The following is a 16,950-nucleotide window of genomic DNA, read 5'->3' on the forward strand; positions in this document are numbered from 1 at the left end:
CGGGTGGCGCGCGGTCAGCCGTCTCGCCCGGCCGCGTCCTACGGGCATCCTCAGAAGGGATACCACCGGACCGTCGCGTCCCCGTCCCGCAGCGACGCCACCCGGCGCCGGAACTCGGCCAGCGCCTTCGGGTTGGACGGCGCGTGCTGGGCCACCCACGCGCAGCTCGCCGTCTCCCGGGCGCCCCGCAGGACCGCGCAGCCCTCCCACTCCCGCACATCCCACCCGTACGCCTCGGTGAAGGAGTCGTACGCCTCCGCCGGCAGCCCGTACCGGTCGCGGGAGAGGGCCATGACGACCAGGTCGTGCTCGCGCAGATCGGCGGAGAAGGTCTCCAGGTCGACCAGGACCGGCCCGTCCGGTCCGACGTGCACATTGCGGGGCAGCGCGTCCCCATGGATCGGCCCCGGCGTCAGACGCGGCGTCAGCGCCGCCGCCTCCGCGGCGAAGCCGTCGCGGCGCGCACGGAGAAATGCCGCGTCCTCAGGGTCGATCGCGTCGCCCGCGAGCCGCAGCCAGCGTTCCACACCGCCCAGCAGATCGCGGGGCGGCAATCCGAAGGGAGGAGAGGGCAGTGCGTGCACCCCGCGCAGCAGGACGGCCAGATCCCGCGGCTCGGCCGGCCGTACGGGATCCGGCAGCCGGTGCCACACGGTCACCGGATGGCCGTCCACCAGCAGCGGCTTCGGCTCGGCCGCCCGAACCGCCGGCACGTGCGCCGCGGCCAGCCAGCCGGCGACGGCCAGCTCGCGCTCGGCCCGCCCCAGCAGCTCCGCGTCCCGGCCCACCTTCACCACCAGGTCGCCGGCCGCGAACACCGCGTTCTCACCGAGGGCCAGGAGCCGTGCGTCCCGGACCGGGTCCGGCAGCACTCCCGCCGCGGCCAGTACGTCCCGCGCGCGTGCCTCGTCCATCGTCCTGCCTCCGTGCCGTCTTCCCGTGCCGTGTCTGTCCGGTCCTCGGCCAGTCTCGCATTCGCCCAGGTCGGCCACCGGGCACGGCCCCGGCCGCCGTGCGCGGTCCCTTGACGGGGTACCGGGCCTTCACGAACATGAACACGCCAACCGGGCCAGGCAAAGGGGCTGATTCCGTGACATCAGTGGCCGAAGTGCGGACACCACCGGCCGAAGCACGGCGGCCGGCCGGTCGCCGCCCCGCCGATCACGGCGCCTGGTTCCTGGTCCTGCCCGTCCTCATCCCGATCCTCCTGCTCAGCGTCGGCCCGCTGCTCTACGGCATCCTGCTGGCCTTCACCGACGCGCAGTCCGGCCGGACGGCCGCCACCCGGTGGATCGGCGCCCTCAACTTCCGCGACCTGCTGCACGACACCCTCTTCTGGGAGTCGTTCCGGATCGGGCTGGTCTGGGCGGCCGGCGTGACCGTGCCGCAGTTCCTGCTGGCGCTCGGCCTGGCCCTGCTCCTGAACCAGGACCTACGCCTGCGCGGCCTGGCCCGCGCCCTCGCGATCGTGCCCTGGGCGATGCCCGAGGTCGTCGTCGGCATCATGTGGCGCCTCGTCTACAACCCGGACGCCGGCGTCCTCAACGAAACCCTGCGCGACCTCGGCCTCGGCACCGGCCGGGCCTGGCTGAGCGGCCTGGCCACCGCGCTGCCCGCGGTCATCGTCGTCGGCGTCTGGGCGGGCCTGCCGCAGACCACGGTCGCCCTGCTCGCCGGACTCCAGAACGTCCCGCGCGAACTCCACGAGGCCGCGGCGGTCGACGGCGCGGGCGCCTGGCGCCGCTTCCGCACCGTCACCTGGCCCGCGCTCAGACCGGTGGCACTCGCCATCACCGCGCTCAACCTCATCTGGAACCTCAACGCCTTCGCGCTGGTCTACGTGCTCACGAGCGGCGGACCCGGCGGAAAGACCCGGCTGCCGATGCTCTTCGCCTACGAAGAGGCGTTCCGTTACGGCCAGTTCGGCTACGCGGCGGCGATGGGGTGCGTGCTCGTCGCAGTGGTCGCGGTCCTGCTCGCGGTGTTCCTGGCCGGCCGGCTGCGGGGCGGTGAGGAGGCATGAGGACCCGCCGCGCGGCCCGCGCCGGACAGTACGCCGCCCTCCTCGGCTACCTGCTCTTCCTGGCCTTCCCCTTGCTGTGGCTGCTGTCCACCGCGCTCAAGTCCCCCCGTGAGCTGGGCAGCCTGCACCCCACCTGGATCCCGCGCCACCCCACCCTGGCCAATGTCCGGCAGGCGTTCGCGGAGCAGCCGCTGGCGCACGCCGCGCTGAACTCCCTGGTGGTGGCGCTCTGCACGGCCGTCGTCGCGGTGCTGATCGCGACCCCGATGGCCTACGTCATGGCCCGGCACCGCTCCCGGCTGACCCGGGCCGCCACGGCGTGGGTGGTGGTCGGTCAGGCGTTCCCCTTCGTGCTGGTGATCATCCCGCTGTTCCTGGTGCTGAAGAACCTGCGGCTGATCGACTCCCTGACCGGGCTGGTGCTGGTGTACGTGGTGTGGGCGCTGCCGTTCGCGCTGTGGATGCTCACCGGGCACGTCCGGGCGGTGCCCGCCGAACTGGAGGAGGCGGCGGCCGTGGACGGCGCCGGGCGGCTGAGAACGCTCGTGTCGGTGACGGCGCCGCTGCTCGCACCCGGTATCGCGGCGACGGCCCTGTTCGCGTTCGTCACCGCGTGGAACGAGTTCTTCTTCGCGCTGGTGCTGCTCAAGAGCCCGCAGAGGCAGACCCTGCCGGTGATCCTCACCCACTTCATCGGCGCGGAGGGCGTGGCCGACCTCGGCCCCCTGGCCGCCGCCGCGTTCCTCGCCACCCTTCCCTCCGTGGCCGTCTTCGCGCTCGTCCAGCGGCGGATCACGGGCGGCCTGCTCGCCGGGGCGGTGAAGAGCTGATGGGCGGTGAAGAGCTGATGCGGACCAGAAGCGCCACGGTGCTCGTCGTGCTCCTGCTGCTCCTCGCGGGCTGCTCCTCGGGCGGTCGCACGGACGGCGGCCCGATCACCCTGCGCTTCCAGTCCCTGGCCTGGCAGCAGGAGTCCGTCACCGCCAACAAGGAGCTGGTGAAGGAGTGGAACGCGTCCCACCCGGACATCAAGGTCGAGTACGTCCAGGGCAGTTGGGACAGCGTGCACGACCAGCTGCTCACCTCCTTCGAGGGCGGTGAGGCCCCCGACATCGTCCACGACGCCTCCGACGACCTCGCCGACTTCGCCTACGGCGGCTACCTCGCCGACCTGACCCGCCTGCTGCCCGCCCGGCTCAAGTCCGACATCCCGGAGAGCAGCTGGGAGACGACTGCCTTCGGCGACGGCGTCTACGGCGTGCCGTTCCTCCAGGAACCCCGTGTCCTGATCGCGAACGCGGACCGGCTGCGCGCGGCCGAGGTGCGCGTACCGACACCGGAACACCCGTGGAGCTGGGCGGAGTTCCGGCAGGCGGCCAAGCGGCTCAGCGGGCCCGGGCGGTACGGCGTGGCCTGGCCGCTGAAGGAGCCCGTCTCCGCCACGCTCAACCTGTCCCTGTCGGCGGGCGGGCGGCTGTTCCACCGGGGCGCGGACGGGAAGGTCACCGTACGGTTCACGGCCGGGGACGAGGTCGTACCGCGCACCGTGCACGACCAGGTCGCCGTCGACCACAGCGCGCCCGCCTCCACGCTGGGCAGCGGCGGCTCGGACACCCTGCCGGGCTTCTTCGGCGGCCGGTACGCGATGGTCCCGCTGGGCTTCTCCTACCGCCAGCAGATCGCGCAGCAGGCTCCCGAGGGCTTCCGCTGGGAGGTGCTGCCCGCGCCGGCGGGCGCCGACGGGCTCACCCAGGGCGTCAGCCCGCAGACGCTGTCCGTCTCCGCCGACTGCCCGCACAAGAAGGAGGCGGTCGCGTTCATCGACTTCCTGCTGCGGCCGGAGAACATGGTCCGCCTCGCCCTCGGCGACTGGATGCTGCCCACCGGCACCGAGGCACTGAAGGACCCGGCGCTGCACACCGCCGAGAACGGCTGGGCCACCGGCACCGCCCTCGCGGCCCGGCTGCGCCCGGCGCCCGCCCAGTCCGTGCGGGGCTATCCGGAGTGGAAGGACAAGGTGGCGACCCCGGCCTACCAGGAGTACTACAGCGGCGCCATCGGCCTCGCCGAACTGCGCCGCCGCCTGGAGAGAGACGGCAATCCGGTGCTGGCCCGCTACCAGCGCTGACTGTGGCCGCCGGCCTGCACGAGGCTCGGCCCGGCACATGCCGTCGCGCCGGGCAGGAAATGCGATTGAACGAGACGTCTCGTCTCGCCTAACCTTCCGGCCATGACCGCACCCGCCCACATCGCCATGTTCTCCATCGCCGCCCACGGCCATGTGAACCCCAGCCTGGAGGTGATCCGTGAACTCGTCGCCCGGGGGCACCGGGTCACCTACGCCATCCCGCCGGCCTTCGCCGAGAAGGTGGCCGCCACCGGGGCCCGGCCCGTGCCGTACACCTCCACCCTGCCGGGCCCGGACGCCGACCCGGAAGCCTGGGGGACCACCCTGCTGGACAACGTGGAACCGTTCCTGGACGACGCGATCCAGGCGCTCCCGCAGCTCATCGAGGCCTACGCCGACGACACCCCCGACCTCGTCCTGTACGACATCACCTCCTACCCGGCCCGTGTCCTCGCCCACCGCTGGGGCGTTCCGGCGGTCTCGCTCTCCCCGAACCTCGTCGCCTGGGAGGGCTACGAGGAGGAGGTCGCCGAGCCGATGTGGGCCGAGCCGAGGAAGACCGAGCGCGGGCGGGCGTACTACGCCCGGTTCGCGGCATGGCTGGCCGAGAACGGGATCGGCCAGGACCCGGACTCCTTCGCCGGCCACCCCGCGCGCTCCCTCGTGCTCATCCCGAAGGCGCTCCAGCCGCACGCCGACCGGGTGGACGAGCGCGTCTACACCTTCGTCGGCGCCTGCCAGGGCGACCGTGCCGACCAGGGCGACTGGCAGCGGCCCGCCGGTGCGGAGAAGGTCGTCCTGGTGTCGCTCGGCTCGGCCTTCACCAAGCAGCCCGCCTTCTACCGGGAGTGCGTGCGCGCCTTCGGCGACCTGCCCGGATGGCATGTCGTCCTCCAGGTCGGCCGGCATGTGACCCGCGCCGAGCTGGGCGAGGTACCGGCCGGGGTCGAGGTGCGCGACTGGGTGCCGCAGTTGGCGATCCTGCGGCAGGCCGACCTGTTCGTCACGCACGCGGGCGCCGGAGGCAGCCAGGAGGGGCTGGCGACCGGGACGCCGATGATCGCCGTACCGCAGGCCGTCGACCAGTTCGGCAACGCCGACATGCTCCAGGCGCTCGGGGTCGCCCGGCACCTGCCCGCCGAGGAGGCCACCGCCGACCGCCTCCGCGAGGCCGCGCTCGCCCTGGTGGACGACCCGGAGGTCGCGCGCCGGCTCAAGGAGGTGCAGGCGGAGATGGCCCAGGAGGGCGGCACCCGGCAGGCGGCCGACCTCATCGAGGCCGAACTGCCGGGCCGCCGCCGGAGGTAGGCGGCCGTCAGAGGTACGCCGTGGTGTCGAGCCGGGCCTTGTAGATGATCGCTCCCGGCCGGGCCCGGTCGACCCCGCTCACGTTGAAGTGGACGTACTTCGTGCCGAAGGCGTTGCCGCCCGCCACCGCGCCCGTCCACATCTGCTCGCCGGAGGCGTGGCGCACGTACGACTTCACCAGCCTGCGTGTGTGCAGGGTCGTCCGCCGCATCGTCGAGGTGTCGACCGCGTAGACGCCGCCTGTGTCGGTGACCAGGAGCCGGCCGGGGTGCTGGTGGTCCGGCTGGAGGTCGTGCGGGTGGTGGAAGCCGGTGAGCCGGCGGGCGGCGTCCTCCACCAGCCGCGCCGAACTCGCCGTCGTCACGATCCGGTACGCCCTCAAGCCGGAGCCGCCCGCCGCCCACATCCGCTCCAGTCGCGGGTCCCACAGCAGGCCGTGCGCCTGGTGGAAGGGGATCGGCGCACCCGCGCGGACCAGCGAGCCGCTGTGGCTTCCGGTGGGCCGGAAAACGTGCAGACTGCCGCCCTTGGCGTCGCCGCCGCCCCGACCCTTGCTGCGGCCGGCGACCACCACCACGCCGGTGCCGGGGGCCCGCTCGATGGCGTGGGGGTAGTTGGGGACGTTCGCGGACCACAGCAGCTTCTTGTCCCGGCGCCGGTAGATGCTCGCCGTCCCGCTGTCCGGGGTGCCGGTCACGGCGAGCAGGACCTGGCCGTCACCGCTCGTGTCGCGGAAGCGATGCTCCATGGGATGGCCTGAACCCGCCGGGTCCAGCTGCCACTTGATGTGCGCGTCGGTGAACGGCTTGTTGCGGTCGAAGAGGAGGATCCTCCCGGAGTTCACGTCCCCGATGAGCACGTCGAACGCCGGCGGTGCCACCGCGCCCGCCGCGCGTGCGGGTGCCGCGGTCAGCAGCCCGGCCGCGGGCACGGCCAGCGCGCCCCTGAGCAGAATCCGCCTGTCCATGTGGTGCCTCCCCGTGATGCGGCGTACCGGTCCGGACAACGAGAGCACGGACAGGGCCCGTCGGTTCCCGGCGGGAACCGACGGGCCCTGGGGCAACGGGCGGAATCAGACAGTCAGCCGCTCGCCCCGCTCGGGCACCGGCGTCGCCACTGGCTCCGGGGTCTCGTCGTGGGTGAGGTCCGGCAGGCGGTGCAGCCACTTCGGCAGGTACCAGTTGCGCTCGCCGAGCAGCGCCATCACCGCCGGAAGCAGCACCCCGCGGATGACCGTGGCGTCGATCAGGACCGCCGCGGCCAGGCCCACGCCCATCTGCTTCATGGACTGCATGGAGAGCGTGCCGAAGATCGCGAACACGGCGACCATGATGACCGCGGCGCTGGTGACGACCCCGGCCGTGGTGACCACGCCGTGCCGGATCGCGTCCTTCGTCGTACGGCCGCGCATCCGGGCCTCGCGGATCCGGGAGACCACGAACACGTGGTAGTCCATCGACAGCCCGAACAGGATCACGAAGAGGAACAGCGGCAGCCAGGTGACGATCGCGCCGACGCCCTCCGCGCCCACCAGCGAGGCGCCCCAGCCGTGCTGGAAGACGGCGACGAGGATGCCGTAGGCGGCGGCCACCGACAGCAGGTTGAGCACGATCGACGTGACCGCGACGGTCAGCGACCGGAACGACAGCAGCATCAGCAGGAAGGCGAAGACGACCACGAACACGAAGACCGGGACGACGGAGCCCATCAGCTGGTCGTTGAAGTCCTTGTTGCCCGCGACCTGTCCGGTCACCGGTGCCCGCACGCCGTCGACCTTGCCGAACGTGGCGGGCCGGACCTCGTCGCGCAGCTTCTCCAGGCTCCGTGTCGCCCGGTCCATGTCGGAGCCGCCGACCAGCGGCACGGACACCAGGGCCACGTTCCCGTCGTCGTACAGCTTGACGTCGACCGGGCCGCGCGAGGCGCCCGAGGTGACCGCCTGCCGTTTGAAGTCGGCCAGTGCCCGCCGGACTTCGGGAGCGTTGACGTCCTTGGCCTCGACGACGACCTCGGCCGGTTCGCTGCCGCCGGGGAAGGCGTCGTTGATGCGGTTGTACGTCTGCACGATCGGCAGCGAGTCGCCGAACTCCTGGTCCAGGGTGAGCTGCTGGGTCTTCATGCCGAGCGCGGGCGCGGCGACCGCCAGCAGCGCGCCGGCCGCGACGACGACCGAGACCAGCGGCTTGGCCAGCACGCCCCGCAGCACGGCCGTCCAGAACCGGCTGTCCCCGTTCCCCGTGCGCCTGCGGCGGCCCAGGAACGGGAGCCGCCCCTTCTCGACCCGCTCGCCGAGCAGCGACAGCAGCGCGGGCAGCACGGTCACCGAGCCGACCATGGCGACCGCCACGACCATCAGCGAGGCCAGGCCCATCGCCTCGAACTCGGCCAGCCCGGTGAACAGCATGCCCGCCATCGCCACGCACACCGTGACACCGGAGACGATGATCGCCCGGCCGCTGGTCGCGGCGGCGATCCGCAGGGCGGTGCCGGCGTCCCGGCCGGCCACCCGCTCCTCGCTCTCCCGGCGCAGGTAGAACAGGCAGTAGTCGACACCGACGGCCATACCGACCAGCAGCATCACGGAGTTGGCGGTGTCGCTCATCGGCTGGAGGTGGCTGACCAGGCCCATCAGACCCATCGTCGCCATGATCGCGGTGATCGCGAGGGCCACCGGCAGCAGCGCGGCCACCAGGGCGCCGAACGCGATCAGCAGGATGCCGAGGGCCACCGGCACCGCCGAGTACTCGGCCTGCTGGAAGTCGTCACCGAAGGCGTCCTTGTACTGCTTCTGCATGCTGGCGCCGCCGATCTCCTCGATCCGCAGCGCGTCGTGGTCCTTCTGCACCCCGGCGACGGCCTTGAGCACCGGCTCGATCCGGTCGGCGGCCGTCTCCGCGTCACCGCGCACGTCGAACTGCACCAGCGCGCTGCGGCCGTCCCGGGAGACGGTGTGCGTGTCGTACGGGGAGGTCACGCCCGTCACCTTGCCGGTGTCCTCGACGGCCTCGACCACGTCGGCGACGGCCGCGCGGAACTGCGGGCTGGTGGCCTTGACGGCGCCGTCCTCCGACTGGATGAGGACCGTCTCCCCGGCCGGCTCCTTGATCCCGGCGTCATCGATGATCGTCGCGGCGGTGTGCGTCTCGCCCTTGAGCTGATCGCTCTCGCTCACGTCGGCCCGGCCCGCCGCCGAGCCGAGGCCCATCGCCAGGACGACGAACACCACCCATATGCCGACGGCCGCCCAGCGGTGCCGGGCGCTCCAGCCGCCGGCGCGGGCGGCCAGCCCCCGCACCCGCACCTCTGTGTTCCCCATGACGGGTCCGCCCCCTCGTGTGCGGTGACGGCCCCCTGCCGCCACCTTCTGCTTGCTCCTGTTCGACGGTAGGGGCGGGATAAAGCCATCTCGTCGTACTGCCCGGTGAACCGCGCGGGGTACGGATCACCGCTGGGGAGGACGGTGGGCCCTTACATCTATCGCCGGTTCTCGGGGGCCGCTCTCAGGGGCGCGGTGTCCGATCCGCCGCCAGGGCCCCCTTTGTCATGACGAAAGCTTGTTGAACAAGTCACAGCTGTGCGCGGGAGTTGAACCCGGCCCCGCCGATCGGCCAGAGTTTGGCCAAGCCGGCCGACGCCGGACCCGGCGTGCGCCGAGCGCGGCCGTCGTGCCCGCCCCCACGGGGCACGACGGCCGCACCGCACCAGCGCCGCCGGTCCGGACGTGTGTGCGAGGCTCTGCCCATGCGCTACATCATCATCGGGGCCGGCGCGGTCGGCGGTACCGTCGGCGGGCGGCTGGCCCAGGCCGGCCGGGAGGTCGTCCTCGTCGCCCGGGGCCCGCACCTGGCCGCCCTCCGCGAGCACGGACTGCGACTGCGGGTTCCGCAGGGCGAGTCGACGTACCGGCTGCCCGCCGTCGACGGGCCGGAACCGCTCGGCGAACTGCGCGCCGACGACGTCCTCGTCCTGGCCGTGAAGACCCAGGACACCGTGGCCGCCCTGGAGACCTGGGGCGACGTGCCCGTCGCCGGTGGCGGCACGGCGGCCGGACTGCTGCCGCTGGTCTGCCTCCAGAACGGCGTCGAGAGCGGCCGGCTGGCGCTGCGCCGCTTCCGGCACGTGTACGGCGTCTGCGTCTGGCTGCCGTCGACCTTCGTGGAACCCGGCGTCGTCTCCGCCACCGGCGCCCCCCTCACCGGCATCCTGCACCTCGGCCGTCTCCCGCACGGCACCGACGACACCGCCCGCCGGATCGCCGCCGACCTCGCGGACGCCCACTTCGAGGCGCCGGTGGTGCCCGACGTGGCCCGCTGGCAGTACGCCAAGCTGCTCGGCAACCTCGGCAACGCCCTCGAAGCGGTCAGCGGGCCGGTGGCGAGCGAGGAGGCGCGGGCCCTGTTCGCGCGCGTGCGGGCCGAGGGGGAGGCCGTGCTGGACGCCGCCGGCATCCCGTACGCCGGCGCGGAGGAGCAGCGCGCGGCCCGCGGCGACAAGGTCACCCTGGTCCCGCTGGACGGCGCTCCCCGCGGCGGCGGCTCCTCCTGGCAGTCCCTGGTCCGGGGCACCGGCACCATCGAGGCGGACTACCTCAACGGCGAGATCGTCCTGCTCGGCCGGCTGCACGGCGTCCCCACCCCGCTGAACGAACTGCTGCGCGATCTCGCCAACCGGTTCGCCCGGGAGCACCGGGCGGCCGGCTCGTTGCCCGTCGCCGACCTGGTCCGACTGGCCGACGAGGCGGTGCGCGCCTGACCGCCGACCAAATTGGGCCAGGAGAACGGTGAGGGATTGGGCCGGGATCCCGTACCACCTGCGCACTAGCGTCGGCGTCATGACGCACAGCAGCACCGCCGCGGCCCCGGACACCGCCACCACCACCGCCCCGACCCGGGTCGACTTCTTCTTCGATCCCGCCTGTCCCTTCGCCTGGATCACCTCCCGCTGGCTGCTGGAGGTGGAGCGGCTGCGCCCGCTCGACCTCCGGTTCCGGGCGATGAGCCTGTACCTGCACAACACCGGCAACGAACTGCCCGACTGGTACCGCGACTTGGTGGACCGTTCGACCGGGCCCGTACGGGTCGCCGTGGCCGCCGCCGAACGGTACGGCGAGAAGGTGCTGCGCGACCTGTACACCGCCTTCGGCACCCGCATCCACGAACAGGGCGTCGAGGACTTCGACACCGTGATCACCGACTCGCTGGCCGGGCTCGGGCTCCCCGCCGACCTGTCGGCCGCCGCCCACGACCCGTCGTACGACGACGCGGTCCGCCGCAGCCACGCGGCCGGCGCCGAGCCGGAGACCGGCGGATACGTCGGCACACCCACCCTGCACCTCGACGGCACCGTCTGGTTCGGACCCGTGCTGCGCGCCGTCCCGCGCGGCGCCGAGGCGGCCGAACTCTTCGACTCCTTCCGGGTGCTGGCGCGGCACCCCGACTTCTTCGAACTGAAGCGCACCCGCACCGGCGCGCTCCGGTTCGACTGACCCGGAGCGGGTTGGCCGATAACCGCCCCTTGGGCGGGCCGGCCGCACCGGGCGTGTGACACGGCGCCGCCGTCCGGCGCAGAACCAAGAGCCGCCGCGGTCCGACGTCACAGGGGAGCGCCGGACCGCGGCGGCCGATACCACACGACCGCCCCCCGGCACCGCCCCTCACCGAACCCGGCGACAAACCCGCGGCGTTGTCCCTAGGGTGAACCGCGCGGAAGGCCTGAGGGGGACGGACGGATGAGTGTGACGGGCAGACCATTGCCGTCATTGCCGCGGTACCGCAAGGACGGCGTGACCCGGCGCCTGAGCGCCCCGGTGCACCTCGACGACGACTCCGCCCGGTACGTCGACCGGATGCGCACCGGCGACCGGCTCGACACGATCGGGCTGAGCCTCGGCATCGACGTCGTCGCCCTCGCCCGGCACGCGCGCGCGGCCACCCGCCGCCGCGCCACCCTCGACCACCGGCTCGCGTGCCCCCAGACGGCCGTGCCCCTCGCACTCCTCGCCGGACTCCGGGGGCTGGTCAACGGACACCGGTCACTCGGGCGGGTGGCGATTTTCGGCCCTCTCGGTGCCTGCGCGATCGCCTGGACCCTGGTCCGCCGCACCCAGGCGCGCAGCCGCGTCATGGCACGGGACGCGTTCCTCCGCGCCGAGGGGCCCGAGCAGACCGCACCCACGGTGGAACCCGAGGCCGTACCGCACGACCTGAAACGCGCCAACGTCCTGCCCCACGCCGGCGGGACGGCCCGCACCAAGCCGTTCGCCGGCGGCGGCGACAAGATCAAGGAAGTCGTCCGGCAGCCCATTGACGTCGGCAGACCTGCCGACGCCCCGGGTGGCGCAAAGCTGCCGATGCGCCCGTTCGACGTCGTCGACCTGAACACCTACGGGGCACGGCACAGGGAGACCACCTCCGGGCTCCAGGGACGGCGGGCCAGGAACCGGCTCCACGTCCTCGGCAGCGACGCCCACCTCATACCCGAGTTGGCCGACCCCACCCGGCGGCCCCGTGCCCAGACGCCGCCTACGCGATACCGCCGCTGGACGGCCGCTTCCCACTTCGGCGCCCACGGGACGATCCTCCCGGGCGGGCGGCAAGGGCCCGGACCCCAGGGCGGCCCCGGCCCCGCGGGATCAGGCCCGTCCGCGCCGAGGCCGTAACCGTAACCCCACCCATCCGACGGCTCCTCCGGTCCGGGGCGAGCCGCCGGACCGTGAGCGAGGACAGGACATGAGCACCTACAACTTCGGCAACGGCCCCGCCAACTTCGGCGACCCCGGCCAGACCCACATCGACCACGCCCACCCCGACCTGCCCACCATGATGGACCTCGCCCAGCGGCTCACCGACACGCTGCGCGCCGAGTACCCGGAGCTGGTGCCCCAGGGCGAGATCATCCAGGCCCAGTTCCAGGAGTCCGCCGAGGACGGCCTGCCGCCGAACCGCGGCCGGATCCGCTCCGCGCTGGATACGATCGCCATCGCGGCCTCGGCCGGCACCGGCAGCCTCGCCTTCACCCAGCAGCTCATCACCGCCCTCGGGCTGTGACCGGCCGGAGCCCCGCCGCCACGGGGCCTCGGCCATGGCACGTCACCGGGTCCGCACCACCGCCCGGACCCCGCCGCCGAGGTCGAGCCCCGACCGCAGCGGCACCGCCTGGCCGGGCTCGACCTTCTGCACGGTGCCGTCCGCGCGGGTCCCCGTCCAGGTCTCCCGGGAACGGTTGGCGAGCCCGAACCGCCCCGGCTTCTCCGGCTGTTCGACCAGCGCCGCGACGAGCGCCGCGTCCGAACGGTCGTACCGCGTCGGCGCGGGCAGCAGATGGTGGGCCCGCACCCGGGCGGCGCGGCGCAGCCGGATGTGACGCTCGGTGCGCGGCGGGGGAGCGGTCACCGTCAGCCGCGGCGGCAGCACCAGCCGGGCCCCGCACCCCCAGCAGTCCCGCGGCGGCGGGTTCCCGCCCGGCTCCGTCATGGTCTGCTGCCCGCACGAGACGCACTCGACCACCGCGTCCCGCACCGCCCGCAGCGCGCAACGCCACTCCGACTCCCGCACCCGGGCCGCGGGATCGCGCAGCCCCGTCGTGAACGACCGCCGGAACAGCTCCCGCCGCCGCGTCCCAGGTGGCCGGCACGGCCGCGTGTTCCAGCGGGTCCGGCGCATGGGCGTCGTCCGCCGGGTCGAACACGAACAGCGGGCCCCGGCCGTACAGCTTGCGCCCCGCCGCCTCGCCCAGGCAGTGGATGCCACGACAACAGCGGAGCACGGCCGCGCGGCGGTTACGCGCCGAGTGCCGCCACGGCCGGCCGGCAGGCCCCGGCGTACCGCTCCAGCACCACCCGCGCCACCTCCGGGGCGGGGCCGAGCACCTCGGCGAGCACGTCCGCACCGGCCGCGCCGCGCGCGATCCGGTCCGGCAGGAAGCCGGGGGCCAGGACGTACGGCGCGACGGCGACCCGCTCGCAGCCGAGGGCGCGCAGCTCACGTACCGCGTCCTCGGTGCGCGGAAGGGACGCGGAGGCGAACGCGGGCCGCACGGCGCACCAACCGGTGTGCCACCACTCCCGCGCGATGTCGGCGATCACCGCGATCGCCTCCGGGTCGGAGGACCCCGCCGAGGCCAGCACGACCCCGGTCGAGGACTTGTCCGTGGGCGACAGGCCCGCCTCGTACAGCCGCCGTTCCAGCGCGGACAGCAGCAGCGGGGACGGGCCGAGCACGTCCGCCTGCCGGATCCGCAGCCGCGCCGGCGCGTCCCGCAGCACGGCGGGGATGTCGGCCTTGGCGTGGAACGCGCGCGTCAGCAGCAGCGGCAGGGCGACGACGTCCCGCACGCCCTCCGCCGCCAGCGACTGGAGCACCCCATGCACCGACGGGACGTTGAAGTCCAGGAACCCGGTCTCCACGCGCAGGCCCGGCCGCAGCGACCGCACCCGCTCCACCAGGGCGTGCACGGTCGCCGCGTGCCGCGCGTCGCGGCTGCCGTGGGCGATGACGAGGAGAACGGGACGGCGCATGGTCAGCTCTTCACCAGCAGACCGCGGCTGCGCAGGACCCACCGCTCCAGCGGGCTGAAGATGAGCAGGTCGATGGCGATGCCGACGAACAGGATCAGGAAGATGGCCTCGAACACCATGGACATGGAGCTGGCGTTGCGGCCGTTCTCCAGCAGCGCGCCCAGGCCGATGCCGAGGTCGGGGGAGGAGGCGATGATCTCCGCGGCCATCAGCGAGCGCCAGGAGAAGGCCCAGCCCTGCTTCAGGCCCGCGAGGTAGCCCGGCAGCGCGGCCGGCAGGACGATGTGCCAGGCGCCTCTCACCCCGGTCGCGCCCATCGTGCGGCCCGCCCGCAGGAACAGCGGCGGCACCTGGTCGATGCCGGAGACCAGGCCGTTGGCGATCGACGGGACCGCGCCGAGCAGGATCACCGCGTACATCATCGAGTTGTCCAGGCCCAGCCAGATCACCGCCGGCGGCACCCACGCCACCGACGGCAGCGACTGAAGACCGGACAGCACCGGGCCGATGGCCGCGCGCACGAACTTCACCCGCGCCACCAGCAGACCGAGCGGGGTGCCGATGGCCAGCGCGAACAGGAAGCCCAGCAGACCGCGCGAGACGCTGGTCCAGATGTAGCCCAGCAGCGTGCCCTCCAGCCAGGCACGCTTGAACTCGCCGCCGACGTCGGCGGGGGAGGGCAGCTTCGTCGGGTCGTCGACGATTCCGAAGGAGATCAGCGCCTGCCACACGACCAGCACCACCACGGTGGCGACGACCGGCGGCAGGATCTTGCTGGTGAACGTCTGCCGGAACGGCGTACGGCCGGTGGCGACGACCTCCAGGGCGTCCAGACCCGCCTCGACGCTCCCCGCGTCCGTGACGGTCTTGGTCTCAGTGCTGGCCATGACGCCGGATCTCCCCACGCAGTACTTCGGTGATCTCCAAGGACAGTTCGGCGACCGGCGCGTCCTCGATGCGCCGCGGCTGCGGGATGTCCACCCGCCACTCACGGGCCACCCGGCCCGGCCGGGACGACAGCAGCACCACCCGCTGCGCCAGCCGTACCGCCTCGCGCACGTTGTGCGTGACGAACAGGACGGACACGCCCGTCTCCGCCCAGATCCGGGTCAGCTCGTCGTGCAGCAGGTCCCGGGTGATCGCGTCCAGCGCGGCGAACGGTTCGTCCATCAGCAGCAGCTGGCTGTCCTGCGCGAGCGCGCGGGCCATGGCCACACGCTGGCGCATACCGCCGGACAGCTCGTGCACCCGCTTGCCGTACGAGCCCTGCAACCGGACCAGTTCGAGCAGCTGCTCGGCCCGCTCGCGGCGCTCGTTCTTCGCGACGCCCCTGAGCTTGAGGGCGAGTTCGATGTTCTTGCCCGCGGTCAGCCACGGGAACAGGGCGTGCTCCTGGAACATCAGGGCCGGCCGCCCGTCGGTCGCGATGCTGCCGGCGGAGGGCCGGTCCAGCCCCGCCACCAGGTTCAGCAGCGTCGACTTGCCGCAGCCCGAGGCCCCCAGGAGGGTGACGAACTCACCCGGCGCGACATCGAGGCTGATGTCGTCCAGGACGAGCTGCTGTCCGCCCGGTGTCGCGAAGGACTTCGAGACGTGCTCGATGCGTGCCGCGTGCTCGACCGTCTCGGCGGCCTCGGCGAAGGTCGTTGCCATGGTCGTCACCTCCTGGGAACTCATCGGCTACGGGACTTACTCGGCGCCGAGTCCGGCGTCGCTGACGCTCTGCTCGCCCTCGGCCTTGAGGACCTTGTTCAGGAGGGTGAGGTCGTAGATGCCGTCCAGCTGGGGGTTCTCCAGCAGGCCGGCCTTGACGGCGTGCTTCGCCTCGGTGTCGAGGGTCGCGGCGAGCGGGTCGTCGGTGAACTGGATGGACTTCCACGCCGGGTCCAGCACCTTCGCGGGCAGCTCCTTGCCGGAGTCGACGCCCAGCTGCTTGTTCGCCGCCGCCTTCGCCTCGTCCGGGTTGGCGTTGATCCACTTGTTGGTCTCGACCGACGCCTTGAGGACCGCCTCGACGGCCTTCGGGTGCTCCTTGAGGAACTTCTGCGACACGATGATGTTCGTGATCACGAACTTCTTGTCCGGCCACAGCGCCGACTCGTCCAGCAGCACCTTGCCGCCCTCGGCGACCAGCTTGGACGCGGTCGGCTCCGGCACCCAGGCGCCGTCGATGGAGCCGGACTTGTAGGCGTCCGGGGTCACCTTGTTGTCCGTGCGGACGACGGACACGTCACCCTTGCCGCTCTGCGCGTCGACCTTCCAGCCCTGCTCGGCCACCCAGTTGAGGAACGCCACGTCCTGCGTGTTGCCGAGCTGCGGGGTCGCGATCTTCTTGCCCTTGACGTCCTTCAGGGACGTGATCTTCTTCGGGTCGACGACCAGCTTCACGCCGCCGGAGGCCGAACCGCCGATGATCCGCAGGCTCTTGCCGTCGGACTTGGTGTAGCCGTTGATCGCCGGGGAGGGTCCGATCCAGCCGATGTCGATGGCACCCGAATTCAGCGCCTCGATCTCGGACGGACCGGCGTTGAAGATCTGGTACTTGGCCTCGGTCGCGCCCAGCTCCTTCTGGAAGAAGCCCTTCTGGTTGCCGACCAGGGCGGTGGCGTGGGTGAGGTTGCCGAAGTAACCGATCTTGACGGAGTCGAGACCGTCGATCTTCTTGGCACCGGTGGCGATCTTGGCCCCCGCGTTGTCGTCCTTGGAGTCGGACCCGTAGCCGCAGGCAGCGAGGGACAGCAGGGGCAGTGCGGCGATCGCGGCGATCCCGCGGCGAAGCAGAGCGGAGCGGTTGGCAGGCACGGGAGGCTTTCCTCTCGTTGGCCCGGCGGTCACGGTCTCTCAGGTCGTGGCCGGGAGTCGGCAAAGGGTCTTCGTCGCTTCCGGGGAGGGGGTCCCCCCGCTTGCGAGCGAAGCCGAGCATGTGGGGGAGGGTGGGGGGACGGGGCGCGCAGGCAGTGCGCGTACGTCACAGCG

General features: G+C 72.7%; 15 protein-coding genes and 1 pseudogene. 8 read left to right on the forward strand and 8 right to left on the reverse strand.

The genetic code is table 11. The features are described from left to right. Positions 1-50 precede the first annotated feature (50 nt). Entirely contained in the window at positions 51-914 is an 864-nt protein-coding gene (locus IE294_RS01600; RefSeq protein WP_189881459.1) for a phosphotransferase enzyme family protein, read from the reverse strand. Between the two features lie 176 nt (positions 915-1,090). Between IE294_RS01600 and IE294_RS01605 the strand changes: the two genes are divergently transcribed. From IE294_RS01605 to mgt, 4 genes and pseudogenes are all read left to right on the forward strand, one after another. Next, positions 1,091-2,023 (forward strand): carbohydrate ABC transporter permease, encoded by a 933-nt coding sequence (locus IE294_RS01605; RefSeq protein WP_373315771.1) that lies wholly within the window; start codon positions 1,091-1,093, stop codon positions 2,021-2,023. Beyond that, positions 2,020-2,853, forward strand: a complete 834-nt coding sequence (locus IE294_RS01610; protein WP_189881461.1) for a carbohydrate ABC transporter permease — start codon at positions 2,020-2,022, stop codon at positions 2,851-2,853. The genes IE294_RS01605 and IE294_RS01610 overlap by 4 nt, the downstream gene beginning before the upstream one ends. 17 nt (positions 2,854-2,870) lie before the next feature. Beyond that, positions 2,871-4,151 carry an ABC transporter substrate-binding protein gene (locus IE294_RS01615; protein ID WP_229916978.1) on the forward strand — a complete coding sequence of 427 codons (1,281 nt, stop codon included), beginning with the start codon at positions 2,871-2,873 and terminating at the stop codon, positions 4,149-4,151. A 59-nt stretch (positions 4,152-4,210) separates the two neighbouring features. After that, a pseudogene (gene mgt, locus IE294_RS01620) lies at positions 4,211-5,459 on the forward strand (macrolide-inactivating glycosyltransferase). A 7-nt stretch (positions 5,460-5,466) separates the two neighbouring features. Here mgt and IE294_RS01625 read toward each other — a convergent pair. Together IE294_RS01625 and IE294_RS01630 are read right to left on the reverse strand one after the other, a co-directional pair. Continuing rightward, entirely contained in the window at positions 5,467-6,426 is a 960-nt protein-coding gene (locus tag IE294_RS01625) for a hypothetical protein (protein WP_189881469.1), read from the reverse strand. Between the two features lie 105 nt (positions 6,427-6,531). Further along, a complete protein-coding gene (locus tag IE294_RS01630; protein WP_189881470.1) occupies positions 6,532-8,775 on the reverse strand; it encodes an MMPL family transporter in 2,244 nt (747 codons plus the stop codon). A gap of 425 nt (positions 8,776-9,200) precedes the next feature. On the opposite strand from IE294_RS01630, the gene IE294_RS01635 reads away from it, so the two are divergent. The 4 genes from IE294_RS01635 (at position 9,201) to IE294_RS01655 (ending at position 12,505) form a co-directional block, all read left to right on the forward strand. Beyond that, on the forward strand, positions 9,201-10,211 hold the full coding sequence (locus tag IE294_RS01635) for a ketopantoate reductase family protein (RefSeq protein ID WP_189881471.1): 1,011 nt from the start codon (positions 9,201-9,203) through the stop codon (positions 10,209-10,211). Positions 10,212-10,290: 79 nt separating this feature from the next. Then, positions 10,291-10,944, forward strand: a complete 654-nt coding sequence (locus IE294_RS01640) for a mycothiol-dependent nitroreductase Rv2466c family protein (protein ID WP_189881477.1) — start codon at positions 10,291-10,293, stop codon at positions 10,942-10,944. A 297-nt stretch (positions 10,945-11,241) separates the two neighbouring features. Beyond that, entirely contained in the window at positions 11,242-12,117 is an 876-nt protein-coding gene (locus tag IE294_RS47280; RefSeq protein WP_229916979.1) for a hypothetical protein, read from the forward strand. Between the two features lie 70 nt (positions 12,118-12,187). Beyond that, a complete protein-coding gene (locus tag IE294_RS01655; protein WP_189881479.1) occupies positions 12,188-12,505 on the forward strand; it encodes a hypothetical protein in 318 nt (105 codons plus the stop codon). 42 nt (positions 12,506-12,547) lie between these two features. Here IE294_RS01655 and IE294_RS47285 read toward each other — a convergent pair whose 3' ends face one another. The 5 genes from IE294_RS47285 to IE294_RS01680 all read right to left on the reverse strand — a co-directional run bounded on the left by IE294_RS47285 (position 12,548) and on the right by IE294_RS01680 (position 16,776). Then, the gene (locus IE294_RS47285; RefSeq protein ID WP_229916980.1) at positions 12,548-13,120 is read right to left on the reverse strand and encodes a hypothetical protein; all 573 of its coding nucleotides are present in this window, start codon (positions 13,118-13,120) and stop codon (positions 12,548-12,550) included. 116 nt (positions 13,121-13,236) lie between these two features. After that, entirely contained in the window at positions 13,237-13,974 is a 738-nt protein-coding gene (locus IE294_RS01665) for a sirohydrochlorin chelatase (RefSeq protein WP_189881481.1), read from the reverse strand. A 2-nt stretch (positions 13,975-13,976) separates the two neighbouring features. Further along, positions 13,977-14,861, reverse strand: a complete 885-nt coding sequence (locus IE294_RS01670) for an ABC transporter permease (protein ID WP_189881483.1) — start codon at positions 14,859-14,861, stop codon at positions 13,977-13,979. Further along, complete coding sequence (locus IE294_RS01675) at positions 14,848-15,651, reverse strand: ABC transporter ATP-binding protein (RefSeq protein WP_165951494.1); 804 nt, start codon at positions 15,649-15,651, stop codon at positions 14,848-14,850. The genes IE294_RS01670 and IE294_RS01675 overlap by 14 nt, the downstream gene beginning before the upstream one ends. Positions 15,652-15,663: 12 nt before the next feature. Beyond that, on the reverse strand, positions 15,664-16,776 hold the full coding sequence (locus tag IE294_RS01680) for an aliphatic sulfonate ABC transporter substrate-binding protein (RefSeq protein ID WP_189881485.1): 1,113 nt from the start codon (positions 16,774-16,776) through the stop codon (positions 15,664-15,666). Positions 16,777-16,950 lie beyond the last annotated feature (174 nt).

It is taken from the genome of Streptomyces canarius (assembly GCF_014650735.1).
In the GTDB taxonomy this organism is placed as follows: domain Bacteria; phylum Actinomycetota; class Actinomycetes; order Streptomycetales; family Streptomycetaceae; genus Streptomyces; species Streptomyces olivaceoviridis.